Below are 15,123 nucleotides of genomic sequence, written 5' to 3'. Positions count from 1 at the left end.
AGTGAATTCAGACTCTTCCCTGCGTGCCGTCCGCCGCTTCTGGCCGCTGCGCGCAGCGAATTTCGGTGTCCAACTGACCTCAGCGCTGATCGAAGCCTCGGTCCAGACCGCTGCCGGATTTGCCGCGGCTGTCCTGCCGAACGGTGACGGGGGCCCGGTGCTGTCCCGGCGCTGTTTCCGCGGCGAAGGGCGGGCCTGGGTCGAGATCCGTGGCCTCGACGGCCCCGCCGGTGACGAGCTGGCGACCGCCGTCGTGGAAGCCGCGCGCGCACTGCCCGGCGTGATCTCGGTCCGCTTGAACCACCCGTTGTCGCGTCTGGTGGTCGGGCTCGACTCAACCGCCGATGACGTCGTCTCGGTGCGTGAACTGTGCCACGTGGTGGCCGACGTCGAAAGCCGGCACAGCTTCGACTCTCCTGCGTCGAGCCTCGCTAACCGCACGGCGGAATCCCGCGGTCAAGCCCCGGTGAGTCTGCCCGGCGATGGAATGACCGAGACGCTGCGCGCCTTGACCGTCGGCGCCAACATCGCCGGTTTGGGCGCCGCGACGGTGGGCCGGTTGCTGCGCCTGCCGGGCCTGCCGCTCGGTTTGGAGGCCGGCGTCGTCCTCGTCGACTACCAGCCTCGGGTGCGCCGACTGCTGGAGGACCGCCTCGGCAAGCAGGCAACCGATGCGCTGTTGGCACTGGCCAGCGCCGGCGTGCACACCCTCAACACCGCGCCGACCACGCTGGCGGTGGACTTGTCGGTGGAGGCGATGCGCGCCGGGGAGGAACGCGCCGCGGCCCGCGCCTGGCGCCGCCACGAGCCGGAGCTCGCCCACCACGCCGATCATCCGCCGGTGACCGTTCCGCAGCGGCCGGCGCCGCGGCCGCCGGGTCCGGTCGAGCGCCACCTGACCCGCAGCGCCTGGGCACAACTCCTGGGCGCTGGGGTGATCGGCGCCGCGACCCGCAATCCCGACCTGGCCGGCACGGCCGCCGCGGTGACCGCGCCGAAGGCCACCCGCACCGCACGCGAGTCCTTCGCCGCCACCCTGGGCCGGGGCCTGGCCGATCACCACGGCACGGTGGTGCTGCGGCCGGGCAGCCTGCGTGAACTCGACCGCGTCGACACCGTGGTCATCGATCCTCGGGTGCTATGCGGCGAGACGTTGCGGGTGATGCAGGTGCGCGGCGCCGACGACGACGAATTGCGCGCCGCATGGGCGCAGGCCCAGGCACGCCTGACCGACGCCGACCTCAAACCGGGTTGGCACCGCATCGGACCACGCCCCGGGGTGCAGGCGTCATTCCAGCCCGCGCTATTGCCGCTGGCCGCCGCGGTGGTGACCGAGGCGCGCCGCGCCGACGTCGAGGTGGTCTCGGTGGAGGCCGACGCGCTCGGGGAGCTGCGGCCGGTCTTCGACGAGATCCGGCCCCTGGACGGCGCCTCGGTAGACCAGGCGCTGGCCGCCGCGGTAACCGCCTACCAGGCCGACGGCCATGACGTCGCGGTGCTGTCCGCGGTAGCCGTGGAGGCGCTGGCTGCGGCCGACGTGGCGCTGGGCGTGCTGCCGGGACAAGGTGTCCCGCCGTGGTGCGCCGATGTGTTGCTGACCGACCTGGCCGCGGCCTGGCGGGTGTTGCACGCCCTGCCCGCGGCCCGCTCCGCCAGTCACCGTGGCGTGGAGATCTCCACCGGTGCCACGGCGTTGGGCTCGCTGCTACTGCTGCCCGGGGTGCGCGGTAGCGGGCCCGGGCCGGTGACCACGGGTGCGGCGGCCGGCGCGCTCTCGGGGTACTGGCTGGCGCGCCGTGCCGTGGATGCCGCGGTGCCGCGGCCGGCGGCGGTGCACGAGTGGCACGCGATGTCGGTCGACCAGGTCCGGGCGGTGTTGCCGCCGCCGGAGCTGGATGAGCCCGGCACCACCCACCATGCGCCGGCCGCCGCCGCTGCGCTGGCGGCGGTGGATCTGGCCCGCCGCGGGGCGCAGGCAACCGCGCCGCCGCGGCTGCTGCGGCAGTTTGCCCAGGCCGTGCGCAGTGAACTGTCCGACCCGATCACGCCCGTGCTGGCGCTGGGGGCCGCGGCCAGCGCGGTGCTGGGTTCACCCGTCGACGCGGTCCTGGTCGGTTCGGTGTTGGGCGGCAACGCGATGCTCGCGGCCGCGCAGCGCCTGGTCGCAGAGCGCCGGCTCAACGTGCTGCTGAACGAGCAGGTTCCGCCGGCGCGCAGGGTCCTGCCCGACGGAAGCCACGTTGAGATTCCGGCCGAGGAACTGCGGCCCGGCGATGTGATCGAGGTGCACTCCCATGAGGTGGTGCCCGCCGACGGCCGGTTGATCGACGCGATCGACCTGGAGGTCGACGAGTCGTCGCTGACCGGCGAGTCGCTCACGGTGGTCAAGCAGGTCGAGGCCACGCCGGGTGCCGATCTGGCCGAGCGGGAATGCATGGTCTACGCCGGTACCACCGTCGTCACCGGAACCGCGGTGGCTTTGGTGACCGCGGTGGGCGGCGACACCCACGGGAGGCGGGCCGCCGAACTGGTCGCCGGCGATCAGTCCGCGATCGGGCTGCAGCATCAGCTGAGCCTGCTGACCAGCAAGGCCTGGCGGATCAGCCTGGCCGGCGGCGCGCTGGTGACCGGGCTGGGGATGGCCCGCCGGATCGGGTTGCGGCAGGCGGTGGCCAGCGGCATCGCGGTCAGCGTCGCAGCCATTCCCGAAGGGCTTCCGCTGGTGGCCACCTTGTCACAGCAGGCGTCGGCCCGACGACTGACCAAGGCCGGTGTGCTGGTGCGGGTGCCGCGTTCGGTGGAGGCGCTCGGCCGTGTCGACGTGGTCTGCTTCGACAAGACCGGCACGCTGAGCCGCAACCGGCTGCGGGTGTCGCAGGTGCACCCTGCCACGGGTTTCACCGAACACGACGTGCTGCGCTTTGCCGCCGCCGCGGCCCCGGTCCCCAACGGCACCCGGCAGGTGCACGCCACCGACACCGCCATCGTGGAGGGCGCGGCGCTGGCCGGAGTCGCCGGCGCACCGACAGGGCCGGTCGCGCACCTGCCGTTCCGCTCCGGGCGTCAGTTCTCGGCCTCGATACGGGGAACCGAGTTGACCCTCAAGGGTGCCCCGGAAGTGGTGCTGGCGTGCGCCGGGGCGGGCCCGGCGATCAAGAAGTCGGTGGCCACCTTGGCCGCCGAGGGGCTGCGCGTGATTGCGGTTGCCCGCCGCCAATTGACCCCGGCAGAACGCGCCGCCCTGAGTATCGATCCCGAACCCGAGGAGATCGCAGAGTACTGCCGCGACGGTCTGACCTTCGTGGGCCTGCTCGGTCTGTCGGACACGCCGCGCGACGAGGCCACCGAACTGCTCGCCGACCTCAAGCGCCGGCGAATCCCGGTGCGGCTCATCACCGGCGACCACCCGCTGACCGCCACCGCGATCGCCCGGGAGCTGGGACTGGACGTCGACGACGATCAGGTGATCACAGGCGCGCAGTGGGATGCGTTGTCCCGCAAGGGCCAAGAGGTTGCGGTCGCCGAGCGCGTGGTGTTCGCCCGGATGTCTCCGGAGAACAAGGTGCAGATCGTCCAGACGCTGGAGCGCACCGGCAAGGTGTCGGCGATGGTCGGCGACGGAGCCAACGACGCCGCGGCGATCCGGGCCGCCACCGTGGGGATCGCGGTGGTCGCGCACGGCAGCGAAGCGGCCAGCACCGCCGCAGACGTAGTGCTGCTCGACGAGCGGATCGACACCCTTCTGGATGCGTTGGACGAAGGCCGCGAGCTGTGGCAGCGGGTACAGGCCGCGGTGGCGGTGCTGCTGGGCGGCAATGCCGGTGAGGTGGCCTTCGCGATCATCGGGAGCGCGCTGACCGGTCGTTCGCCGCTGAACGCACGCCAGCTGTTGCTGGTCAACATGCTGACCGACGCGCTGCCGGCCACCGCGCTGGCGGTCAGTTCGCTCAATGAGCAGGCCGCCGCCGGCGGGCACGGTCCCGACGAACGCGCGCTGTGGCGCACGGTGGGCGTGCGCGGCGTGACGACGGCGTCGGCCGCGGTGACCGCCTGGGGTCTGGCTTCGGTCACCGGGCGCCCGCAGCGGGCCTCCACGGTGGCGTTGGTGTCGCTGGTCGCCACGCAACTGGGGCAGACTCTGCTGGATTCGCGTGATCCGCTGGTGGTGGCGACCGCTGTCGGCTCGCTGGGCATGATGGGGACGCTGATCACCATCCCCGGTATCAGCCAGCTGCTGGGCTGCACTCCGATCGGGCCTCTGGGCTGGGCCCAGGCTCTGGGTACGGCGACGGTGGCCACCGTCGGCGCAGCCGTGGTGCCCAAACTGCTGTCGGGGGCGCGGGACGACATGGCCAAGCCGAAGGAGTTCATCGTGCCCGGGCCGCGTCAACCGGACCGCCCGCAGGAATCATCCGACGGTCACCCGGCGCCGCGGCTGCGGCTTGTGCACAATGGGGACACTGGCTCCCGCCGCGGAACGGTCGCGGCTCGATCATCCGGCGACCCGTCGCCACCAGGAGGTTCATGATGGCGGACAAGCCGCGGCGCAGCGCTTCCCAGCGCGAGGCAGTGGCCCACATTCGCGAGGCAGAGGGGTTCGCCGTTGAATTGCCGCTGTTCGGCAAGGTGACGGTGCCGCGGCCTGAGCAATTGGCCTACTACGGCGGGCTGGCGTTGCTGGCGGCTTTCGAGATCATCGACTGGCCGGTGGCCGTGGCGGTGGCTGCCGGCCACATTCTGGCCAGCAACCACCGCAGTGAGGTGCTCGAACAGCTCGGCGAGGCCCTAGAAGACGTCTAGCCGAGGTTCAGCCTCGGTTGACCTCAGTTGTTGACGGTCAGCACTCCGACGCGCCACAGGAGTGCGTACATCTGGTGCAGCGGGCCACTGAGCAGCCGAGTGGTCATGTCGACCACCGGGTCTGAGGTAGGCGCGGCAGGACGGCGGTCCAGCTTCTTCGGCGCGCTGGTGGCGCGCGGGGCCGGAGCCGTGATGTCGGTGTAGGCGATTGCAACCATGATGGCCTCCTAGTCGCGTAACGGTGCTACGCGCTCAGCTGAAGGCCGGAGTCGTGGCTCAGCGGGAGGCGGTATGCGACCGTTCGGATGGGGACGGAACTGATGTCAGATATCGGCTCGGACTATCACCGGAACTCATTCGTCCCTCACCTCCTCTCGGTCGCGGGCGCGCCGTGGTGCGCCGGTTTCACCGCATGCTCAGGAGGGCAGCTCCGACGACTGTCGGAAGACCGCACCCCTCTCGTCAGAGTTTTGACACTGCACGGCGTGTCCCAATCCGGGAAGCCACTTGGGCTCAACCCTTAAGCCGGGAGGAGCTGTCCTGACCCGGGGCGTCTTTCGACGTTCGGGGTCAGTGGCCTATGTCCGTGCAGACGCCTCACCTAACGAGGTGCTTGCACGGTCCATAGTGCACCACCGACGGGGTGCGGTCAACTCCACCCCATTCGGGCGTGTCGACGGCCTCTGACGTGCAGCGATGGCGTCCAACCCCGTGCGCCCAAGGTGTCACACCCGCCACTTTGGTACCAGAACGAGACCCTAACGGCCCAGTTCCGCGACCGACGTTTCGCGACGGTTTGGGGGCTTAGTCCTTCAGATTCAGCGGCTCGACGGCATAGCGCCCCGGCGTCCGCCACGACGCGAGCGCACCGAGCAGCATCATGACCGCCGCGGCGGCAAAGACCACTGCGAGACCCGTATGGAACGGCCCGGAGATCAGCCGCGGGAAGAAGCTGTGCCCGGTCAACGTCTCGGCATCAACGCCGGGTGCGGCCAGCGCGCCCGACGGCGCCAAGAGTTCGGCAATCGGGTTGTAGCCCAGAAACGCCGCGAAGAGGCTGCCCACCGGCGGGGTGTTGGCTATCTGATCGGCGACACCGGCCGAGACGCCCTCCTGCCGCAACCCAGCAGCCAGCGCCGCCGGCAACGTCTCGGCCAGCCCGATCACCATCAGCGAGAAGAAGATTCCGATCGACAACGAGGTGCCGGCGTTGAAGAACGTGGCCCGCACCCCGGAGGCCGCCCCTCGCTGGTCGGCCGGGACACTGGACATGACCACGGCACTGTTGGGCGCGGTGAAGATTCCGCCACCCAGTCCGTTGAGGAAGACCAGCGCCGCGAACACCCGGTAGTCGAAGTTCACCGGCAGCAACACCAGACCCACGAACGTCGCCGCCATCAGCACCATGCCGCCGACCGTGAACGGACGGGCACCGCGGCGGTCCGACAACGATCCGGCCACCGGACCGGCCAACAGGAACCCGGCCGTCATGGGCAGCAGATAGATACCGGCCCACAACGGCGTCGATTCGTAGCTATAGCCGTGCAGCGGTAGCCAGATGCCCTGCAGCCAGATGATCAGCATGAACTGCATGCCGCCGCGCCCGATCGCCGACAGCAAGCCTGCCGCGTTGGCCATACCGAACGCCGGAATCGCGAAGAGCCGAACGTCCAGCAGCGGAGCGGCAACCCGTAGCTCGATGAAACAGAACAGCACCAACAGCGCCACTCCGAGCCCGAGCGCACCCAGCACGACCGGGTTGGCCCAGCTGGTGGGCGAAGACCCATGCGGCTGAATGCTGTAGGTGATGGCGGTCAGCACCACGGTCAGGCCCAACCCAAGCGTCGCGGTGCCCGCCCAGTCCAGCTTCGCCGGCGCCCGCTCCCCGAGTTCGTGCAGTGAACGTACCGACCAGATGGTGCCCAGCACTCCGATCGGGACCCCGACCCAGAACACCGCCCGCCAGTCCCATTCCGACAGCACGCCGCCGATCAACAGGCCAACAAAGGACCCGGCGACTGCGGCCACCTGGTTGACACCCAGCGCCATGCCACGCTGATTGGCCGGGAACGCGTCGGTGAGGATCGCTGAGGACGACGCCATCAGCATCGCCCCGCCGACGCCCTGCACCACCCGCCACGCGATCAGCCACTGGGCACCGCGGCCCATGTCGAACGGGTCGATCGACAGCGCGATCGCCGCGACGGTGAACACCACGAAGCCCAAGTTGTAGATGCGCACCCGGCCGAACATGTCGCCGAGCCGGCCGAAGAACACCACCAGCACAGCCGACACCAGCAGATAGCCCATCAACATCCACAGCAGGTAACTGACGTTCGCCGGCTCCAGCGGATTGAGGCCGATACCCCGAAAGATCGCCGGCATCGAGATCAACACGATCGAGCCGTTGATGGTGGCGAGCAGAACACCCAGTGTGGTGTTGGACAGCGCGACCCATTTGTAGCGCGGGTGGCCACGGTCGTAGCGCAGCTGGCGGCGGGCGGTGGCAGGTCCCTCCGCGGCGCCCGGGTCCGGGACACCGGTGTTCACCTGCTCAATCTGCGCCGTCATAACTCTCCCAGCTACTTCCACCCCAAAGCGCATATGTTAGCTAAGCAAATGATCGGTTGCCTAATTCTGGTCCGGAACCCTCAGCGCCTTACGCCGGCTGCTGAGCTGCGATAGCGTGGCAGTGCACGAATCGCCAGTGCAGAAATCGCAAAAACCGCGGGAGCGCAACCAGTGCGCTGAGAGGACGGCCGGGGCCGTCGACCGTACGAACCTGACCGGGTCATGCCGGCAAGGGAGAGGAAGAACTATGACTGACGTTGCAGTGGAGCCGCAGGTCACCACCGGGCCCATCCCCTACAGCGAGAAGGCCTACCGCGAGATCGAAGCTCCCGGCGGCGTGACGATGAAGGTGCCGTTCCGGCGCATCAACCTCACCACCGGTGAGCACTTCGACGTCTATGACACCTCCGGTCCCTACACCGACGCCAATGCCGACATCGACCTGCACCGCGGATTGCCACCGCGGCCCGGGGTGGTGACCGATCGCGGCACCCAGCTGCAGCGCGCCCAGGCCGGTGAGATCACCGCCGAGATGGCCTTCATCGCCGCCCGCGAGGGAGTTCCCGCGGAGCTGGTCCGCGACGAGGTCGCCCGCGGACGAGCGGTGATCCCGGCCAACCACAACCACCCCGAGCTGGAGCCGATGATCATCGGCAAAGCGTTCAAGGTGAAGATCAACGCCAACATCGGCAACTCCGCGGTGACCAGTTCGATCGCCGAAGAGGTGGACAAGCTGGTGTGGGCCACGCGCTGGGGCGCCGACAACGTCATGGATCTGTCCACCGGCAAGGACATTCACGAGACGCGGGAGTGGATTCTGCGCAACTCGCCGGTGCCGATCGGTACCGTACCGATCTACCAGGCGCTAGAGAAGGTCAACGGCGACCCGACCAAACTGACCTGGGAGCTTTACCGCGACACCGTGATCGAGCAGTGCGAGCAGGGCGTGGATTACATGACCGTGCACGCCGGAGTGCTGTTGCGGTATGTGCCGTTGACGGCCAAGCGGGTCACCGGCATCGTGTCGCGCGGCGGTTCGATCATGGCGGCATGGTGCCTGTCACGGCACCAGGAGTCGTTCCTGTACACCAACTTTGAAGAACTGGCCGACATTCTGGCCAGCTACGACGTCACCTTCTCCCTCGGCGACGGGCTGCGGCCCGGCTCCATTGCCGACGCCAACGACGAAGCCCAGTTCGCCGAGCTGCGCACCCTGGGCGAGCTGACCAAGATCGCCAAATCCCGTGGCGCGCAGGTGATGATCGAGGGACCGGGCCACGTCCCGATGCACAAGATCGTCGAGAACGTGCGACTGGAAGAGGAATGGTGCGACGAGGCGCCGTTCTACACGCTAGGACCGCTGGCCACCGACATCGCACCGGCCTACGACCACATCACCTCGGCGATCGGCGCAGCGATCATCGCCCAGGCCGGCACCGCGATGCTGTGCTACGTCACCCCCAAAGAGCACCTGGGGCTGCCGGACCGCAAGGACGTCAAGGACGGGGTGATCGCCTACAAGATCGCCGCACACGCCGCCGACCTGGCCAAGGGGCACCCCGGAGCACAGGATCGCGACAACGCATTGTCGAAGGCACGCTTCGAGTTCCGTTGGTATGACCAGTTCGCGTTGTCCCTGGACCCGGATACCGCGCGCGAGTACCACGACGAGACGCTGCCTGCCGAGCCGGCGAAGTCCGCGCACTTCTGCTCGATGTGCGGCCCGAAGTTCTGCTCGATGCGGATCAGCCACGACGTGCGCGACTACGCCAACGAGCACGGCCTGCAGACCGAGGACGACATCGACGCCGCCATCCAGCAGGGCATGGCCGAGAAGTCAGCCGAGTTCGCCGACCACGGCAACCGGGTGTACCTGCCCATCTCCACCTAGTGGTGATCGCAAGCGCGGCGGAGCCGGGCGAAGCGGGTCGCCAGTCATCCAGCACAGTGGGTTTCCTGCCACTGGCCCCGCCGGGGGCGACGCCGGTACGGGTACTCACCGTTGCCGGTTCGGACTCCGGGGGCGGCGCGGGCATTCAGGCCGACATGCGCACGTGCGCGCTGCTGGGGGTGCACGCCTGCGTCGCGGTTACTGCTGTGACGGTGCAGAACACCGTGGGAGTCAAGAGCTTTCACGAGGTTCCCGCCGACACCGTCGCTGCCCAGATTACGGCGGTGGTGCCCGACATCGGGATTCAGGCCGCCAAGACGGGGATGCTGGCGTCGGCGCAGATCATCACCGCGGTGGCTGCGACATGGCAAGAACTCGGCCTCACGGTCCCCTTGGTGGTCGATCCGGTGTCGGCGTCCATGCACGGTGATGCACTGCTGGCGTCGTCGGCACTGGATGCGCTGCGCGACAGCTTGTTTCCGCTCGCAACGCTGGTGACCCCGAACCTGCACGAGGTGCGACTGCTGGTCGGTATCGACGTTGTCGACGCCGCGTCCCAGCGTGCGGCCGCGCGTGCGCTGCATGCGCTGGGTCCGCGGTGGGCACTGGTCAAGGGCGGACACCTGCCCTCGGCGGAGCACAGTCCGGACCTGCTCTATGACGGCAAGGACTTTCTGGAGTTCCCCGGTCCGCGGGTGGCCACCGGCGACGACCACGGCGCCGGCGACACCCTCGCCGCGGCCTCGGCGGCCGCGCTCGCGCACGGGTTCAGCGTTCCGGACGCGGTGGCCTTCGCCAAGCGTTGGGTGACCGAGTGCCTGCGTGCCGCTTACCCGCTGGGCCAGGGGCACGGACCGGTCTCGCCGTTGTTCCGGTTGGGCCTGGGTACCTCGTGAGCCCGCACGAAATAGCGGATTTGGACGGGCTAGCGCACCGACCAGATGACACCCCCGCCGGCGTGGTGTTGCTCACGCACGGCGCCGGCGGCGACCGCGATTCCCCGATGCTGCAACGACTTTGCGACGAATGGGCACGTCGCGGTTTCCTCGCGATCCGCTACAACCTCCCGTTCCGGCGGCGTCGCCCCAAGGGCCCTCCATCAGGGTCGGGCACCGGCGACCGGGAAGGCATCACCGAGGCGATCGAGTACGCCCGCGGCCTGGCCGACGGTCCGCTGATCGTCGGCGGGCACTCCTACGGCGGCCGGCAGACCTCGATGGTGGTGGCAGCCGGCGACGTTGCGGTCGACCTGCTGACCTTGTTTTCCTATCCGCTGCACCCGCCGGGGAAACCCGAGCGCACCCGCACCGAGCACCTGCCCCAGATCGGCGTGCCGACGGTGTTCACGCACGGCAGTTCGGACAGCTTCGGCACCGGTGCCGAGATTCGCGCCGCGGCCGCGCTGATTCCCGCGCCGCATGAGGTCGTCGAGATCACCGGGGCCCGTCACGATCTGGCGTCCAAGACGTTGGATGTACCGGTGCTGGCCGTCGATGCCGCGCTGCGACTGCTGGACTCAAACAGTGGATCAGGGCAGGACGACGACGCTGGCCGCGTAACTCAGACCTGACCCGTAGCCCAGCAGCAGGGCCAGCTGACCGGACTTGGCCGCCCCCGCCGACAACAACTGCTCCATCGCCAGCGGGATAGACGCCGCGGAGGTGTTTCCGCTGTTCTCGATGTCATTGGCGATGACGGCGTCGGAGCGCAGGTCAAGGCTCTTGGCGATCAGCGCGTTGATCCGGCTGTTGGCCTGGTGCGGAATGAACACGTCGATGTCATGGGCGTCCAACCCGGCCGCCGCGATGGCGCGTTTCCCTATGCCGCTCATTTCGTAAGCCGCCCAACGGAATACCGCACTACCGTCCATGCGCAGGAAGGGACGCTGACCGTCCGGATGTTCGGTGTAGCTGATCCAGTCGATGTCTTGGCGGATCGCGTCACTGTTCGAACCGTCACTGCCCCAGACCGTCGAGCCTATGCCGTGCGTGGGCGTCTCACCGACCACCACGGCACCGGCCCCGTCTCCGAAGATGAAGCAGTTCGAGCGGTCGGTCATGTCGATCGTCGGGGAGAGCACCTCTGAACCGATCACCAACGCGGTGTTGACTGTTCTGCCACGGAGCAGATCGGCCGCCACTGATAGGGCATAACCGAATCCCGCGCACCCGGTGGCCACATCGAACGCCGGCACCCCCGCCGCCCCGAGCCCCACCGCGACGGTGGGCGCACACGACGGCGTCTGACGGAAGTTGGTACTGGTCGCCACGATGACCGCATCGACGTCGGCCCCGTCGATCCCGGCCTGCTCCAACGCGTTGCGACCAGCCTCGACGGCCAGACCCGCCACGGTGTCGGTAGCGTCGGCGAATCGGCGGGTCTTGATCCCGGTGCGCGAATAGATCCATTCGTCCGAGGAGTCGATACGCCGGCAGATCTCGTCGTTGGTGACCACGCGCGCCGGGCGCGCGGCGCCGACGCCGAGCAGCCCCACGGGACGAGTTGTGCCGGAATGGCGGATCTCGCTCAAGTAGACGTCTCTCCCTGGTTGGTCAACGGCTGGCCGAAGCGTCTAACCCTAGCGGTGTCCCGGCGCCCCACGCCGCCTCGGACCGCCACTCAGCGGTCGTAGCCATCCTCGTCTGCGGGCACTCCCTGGTGCTGCTCGAGGACATCAGCGATGTTGGCGTTGTCGATAGTGGAGATTTCGGGGCCCGGGGTCTCGTTGTCGGTTTCCCCGACCGGGACCGCCTGCTCGGCCAGGTCCGCGTCGTTGGCTTCGACATCACGGCTGGTCATGACGGTCCTCCCGAGGTCGTGAACGGTCTTGACCTCTCATTGTCTCCCATCCTCAGGGCCGTGCGGGAGCTTCGCTGGTTACCGGTGGGTCAGGTACCTTAATTTTCATGAGTATGGAGCAGTTCGACGTCGTCATCGTGGGTGCGGGCTTCGGTGGCATGGGCGCAGCCATCGAGCTGAAGAAGCTCGGCTACGACGACATCGTGCTGCTCGAGCGGGAGGACGATCTAGGCGGAACGTGGCACGTCAATCACTACCCCGGTCTGGCCGTCGACATCCCGTCGACCACTTACGCGTACTGGTTCGAGCCGAATCCGTACTGGTCGCGGATGTTCGCACCCGGCGAGGAGATCAAACGCTACGCCGAGCACGTCGCCGACAAGTACGACGTGCGCCGCCACATGCGGTTCAACACCACGGTCGCCGGTGCCCACTGGGATGAGGACGCCGAGCGCTGGCTGGTGGCCCTGGCAGATGGGACGACGCTGAGCGCCCGATTCCTGATTACCGCGACCGGTTTCCTGTCCCAGCCGCGCAACCCGGACATCGCCGGGATCGACAGCTTCGCCGGCAAGGTGGTGCACACCGCCGCCTGGGACCACGACTACGACTTCACCGGCCGTCGGGTCGGGCAGATCGGCACCGGCGCAACCGCGGTGCAGCTGATTCCGGAGTTGGCCAAGACCGTCGCCGACCTGACCGTGTTTCAGCGCACCGCGATCTGGGTGGCGCCCAAGATCGACTTCCGGATCCCGGCCTTGCTGCGGAAACTGTTCGCCCGGGTTCCGTTCGCCCAGCGGGTGATGCGCTTCATCAGCGACTACCTGCTGGAGTTCATGACGGTGACCGCGATATTGAATTACCCCGCATTCCGGCGGCTGTCGATCGCCGGGATGGACGCATGCAAAATGCTCCGGTTCGCCCAGATCCGCGACAAGGAACTGCGGGCCAAGCTGACCCCGACCTACGACATCGGATGTAAGCGGCCCAGCTGGTCGAATGACTACTACCGCAGCTTCACCAAGCCGCATGTGCACCTGGAGACCACCGGCATCGAGCGGATCGAACCGGATGGCATCGTCACCGTCGACGGCCGTAAGACCGTCATCGACACCCTGGTGCTGGCTACCGGGTATGACCTGTGGGAGGCCAACTTCCCGGCGATCGAGATCGTCGGGCGGGACGGGCGCAACCTGGGTAAGTGGTGGCGGGAGACCCGGTTCCAGGCCTACCAGGGCCTGTCGATCCCGCATTTCCCGAATTTCCTGAGCCTGGCCAGCCCGTACGGGTTCTCCGGCCTGTCGTTCTTCAACACCATGGAATACCAGATGCGGCACATGGGCCGGCTGTTCGGCGAGATGCGGCGGCGCAACGCGACGACGTTCGAGGTCACCGAGGCCGCTAACACCCGGTTCCTGGACGCCATGACCAAACGGCTGGACCACACGGTGTTCTACGCCGGGGACTGCGCTACGTCGCGGTCTTACTACTACGACCCCAGCGGCGAAGCGACGCTGCTGCGGCCCACCACGGTGCGCAATGCGGTTCGCGACGGCTCGCATTTCCCGCTGGACGACTACGAAATCGCCTGATAACCCAGCGGTTCAGCGAGCCTCGACGCAGGAGAGGCGAAGCTGGAACCGCCTGACAACCCAGCGGTTCAGCAAGCCTCCTCAGTTCTCGTCCACGCCGGCGAAGACGATGGACTCCATCAGCCGGCGTATGCAGGCCTGGGCGTAGCCCGGGCCTCCGGCCAGGAACCCCTGGCCGGGAATCTCGCCGCCTCGGGCAACCCGACCCAGGTCGTCGACCAGCGCCGCCAAGGCGTGCACCAAGAACTTCGCGTGCATCACGTCCAGATCCGGCCTGATCGCCATCAGCGGACGGGCCCAGGTTTCGATGAACGCGCGTTCGGAATCGCGCAGCAGCTCACGCTCCGCCGGCGCCAGGTTCACCCGCTCGGTGTCATAGACCGACGCCAACTCGGGATTGGCGAACACCGTAGCCACGTACGCCTCGATCAACCGGCGCAGCGCCTCTTCCGGCTCGGCGAAGACACCGGCGATAGCCGCCATCTCCCCGGCTATCCGGTCCACGGCACGCTGCAGCCCGGTCGTCAGGATGTCGCTCTTGCTGGAGAAGTAGCGGTAGACGCCGGAGGCTGGGACGCCGACGGCATCCGCGATCTCGGTGACGCCGGTCTCGGCATACCCCTGCTTGCCGAACAACAGGACCGCCGCGTTCAACAGTGCCTCGTAAGGCCCGGCGTCCGGGGTGAAGATCCGCCACACCGAGGGTCGATTGACGCCGATGTCGTCGGCTCCGGGCAGCTGCGCAGCGACCACTGATCGTGACGCCGCGATGAGCAACGGCTTGATCTCGTCATCCGGCAGCTGCAGCCGGTGTCCGTTAATGCTGCCGGCGACACTGACCAATGCCACCGTCAGAGTCCACTGCTCCAGCGAGTTCAGTTCCGGGCGCATGACACTGATCGGCCGTTTCAGGCGTGCACCCACGGTGTGCATCTGCATCATGAGCTTGGCCTGGTCCTCAGACTGCAGATAGCGAGCCTGCCACCGGAACAGCCCGCTGCCTTCGCGGTTGAGGATCGAGGACATGATGAGCCCGTCGACAGCCTGGTCCAGCACAGCCGGCGCGTTGTCCTGCATGTCGGCGTCGGAGAACTCGTCGACGAACGCTGTGCAGTCCACCAACTGCTGGCCGAGCGAGCCGACGACAACCGAGAACATCTCGTACTTGCTGGGATAGTGCCGGTACAGCGCCGGCGCGGAAATCCCGACCTTGGAAGCGATCGCCTCCATGCTGGTCGCGTGGTAGCCCTGTGCACTGAAGGTTTCCGCGGCAGCGCGTGTTATCTGCGCCTTGCGGTCCTTGGGGCGCCGCTTTATGCGGGCACCAACAGTGCGTCCAACAGGGTCGTTCGTGGCACCAAGCGAGGTCACCACCCCCGATCAACTCAGGCCAGCTCTGTCACGTGCACAGCATTACTAACACAGCTGGGTAAACGGGCCGTTGCGGATTCAATATAGAACCCGCCCGTA

11 protein-coding genes and 1 riboswitch are annotated in these 15,123 nt (G+C 68.0%); of the genes, 6 read left to right on the top strand and 5 right to left on the bottom strand.

Going from position 1 to position 15,123, the window contains the following annotated elements; genetic code table 11:
• Position 1 precedes the first annotated feature (1 nt).
• Together EJK91_RS04735 and EJK91_RS04730 are read left to right on the top strand one after the other, a co-directional pair.
• On the top strand, positions 2–4,528 hold the full coding sequence (locus EJK91_RS04735; protein ID WP_241178625.1) for a cation-translocating P-type ATPase: 4,527 nt from the start codon (positions 2–4) through the stop codon (positions 4,526–4,528).
• Positions 4,525–4,800: a hypothetical protein gene (locus EJK91_RS04730; RefSeq protein WP_024440124.1), complete on the top strand. Its 276-nt coding sequence runs from the start codon at positions 4,525–4,527 to the stop codon at positions 4,798–4,800. The genes EJK91_RS04735 and EJK91_RS04730 overlap by 4 nt, the downstream gene beginning before the upstream one ends.
• Before the next feature lie 23 nt (positions 4,801–4,823).
• Here the strand turns inward: EJK91_RS04730 and EJK91_RS04725 are convergent, their stop codons facing one another.
• Positions 4,824–5,018, bottom strand: coding sequence for an Rv1535 family protein (locus tag EJK91_RS04725; RefSeq protein ID WP_024440125.1), 195 nt, complete (start codon positions 5,016–5,018; stop codon positions 4,824–4,826).
• Between the two features lie 229 nt (positions 5,019–5,247).
• Positions 5,248–5,416, bottom strand: a riboswitch (M-box (ykoK) riboswitch).
• 188 nt (positions 5,417–5,604) lie between these two features.
• The gene (locus tag EJK91_RS04720; RefSeq protein WP_125078368.1) at positions 5,605–7,371 is read right to left on the bottom strand and encodes an MFS transporter; all 1,767 of its coding nucleotides are present in this window, start codon (positions 7,369–7,371) and stop codon (positions 5,605–5,607) included.
• 247 nt (positions 7,372–7,618) lie between these two features.
• Between EJK91_RS04720 and thiC the strand changes: the two genes are divergently transcribed.
• The 3 genes from thiC to EJK91_RS04705 are packed head-to-tail and all read left to right on the top strand — an operon-like array spanning position 7,619 to position 10,832.
• Entirely contained in the window at positions 7,619–9,262 is a 1,644-nt protein-coding gene (gene thiC, locus EJK91_RS04715; RefSeq protein WP_046301658.1) for a phosphomethylpyrimidine synthase ThiC, read from the top strand.
• Positions 9,263–9,318: 56 nt separating this feature from the next.
• The gene (thiD, locus tag EJK91_RS04710; protein ID WP_024440128.1) at positions 9,319–10,158 is read left to right on the top strand and encodes a bifunctional hydroxymethylpyrimidine kinase/phosphomethylpyrimidine kinase; all 840 of its coding nucleotides are present in this window, start codon (positions 9,319–9,321) and stop codon (positions 10,156–10,158) included.
• A gap of 11 nt (positions 10,159–10,169) precedes the next feature.
• Positions 10,170–10,832, top strand: coding sequence for an alpha/beta hydrolase family protein (locus EJK91_RS04705; protein ID WP_444850797.1), 663 nt, complete (start codon positions 10,170–10,172; stop codon positions 10,830–10,832).
• On the opposite strand, the gene EJK91_RS04700 is transcribed toward EJK91_RS04705, so the two are convergent.
• Both EJK91_RS04700 and EJK91_RS04695 read right to left on the bottom strand, forming a co-directional pair.
• Entirely contained in the window at positions 10,791–11,792 is a 1,002-nt protein-coding gene (locus EJK91_RS04700) for a beta-ketoacyl-ACP synthase III (RefSeq protein WP_125078366.1), read from the bottom strand. The genes EJK91_RS04705 and EJK91_RS04700 overlap by 42 nt on opposite strands.
• Before the next feature lie 89 nt (positions 11,793–11,881).
• Positions 11,882–12,061 carry a hypothetical protein gene (locus EJK91_RS04695; protein WP_024440131.1) on the bottom strand — a complete coding sequence of 60 codons (180 nt, stop codon included), beginning with the start codon at positions 12,059–12,061 and terminating at the stop codon, positions 11,882–11,884.
• A 107-nt stretch (positions 12,062–12,168) separates the two neighbouring features.
• On the opposite strand from EJK91_RS04695, the gene EJK91_RS04690 reads away from it, so the two are divergent.
• Complete coding sequence (locus EJK91_RS04690; protein WP_046301661.1) at positions 12,169–13,653, top strand: flavin-containing monooxygenase; 1,485 nt, start codon at positions 12,169–12,171, stop codon at positions 13,651–13,653.
• Positions 13,654–13,734: 81 nt separating this feature from the next.
• On the opposite strand, the gene EJK91_RS04685 is transcribed toward EJK91_RS04690, so the two are convergent.
• Positions 13,735–15,024, bottom strand: a complete 1,290-nt coding sequence (locus EJK91_RS04685; protein WP_277424711.1) for a TetR/AcrR family transcriptional regulator — start codon at positions 15,022–15,024, stop codon at positions 13,735–13,737.
• Positions 15,025–15,123 lie beyond the last annotated feature (99 nt).

Source organism: Mycobacterium sp. P7213 (assembly GCF_900604305.1).
GTDB lineage: Bacteria > Actinomycetota > Actinomycetes > Mycobacteriales > Mycobacteriaceae > Mycobacterium.
This window is presented reverse-complemented; position numbering and strand designations above follow the sequence as displayed.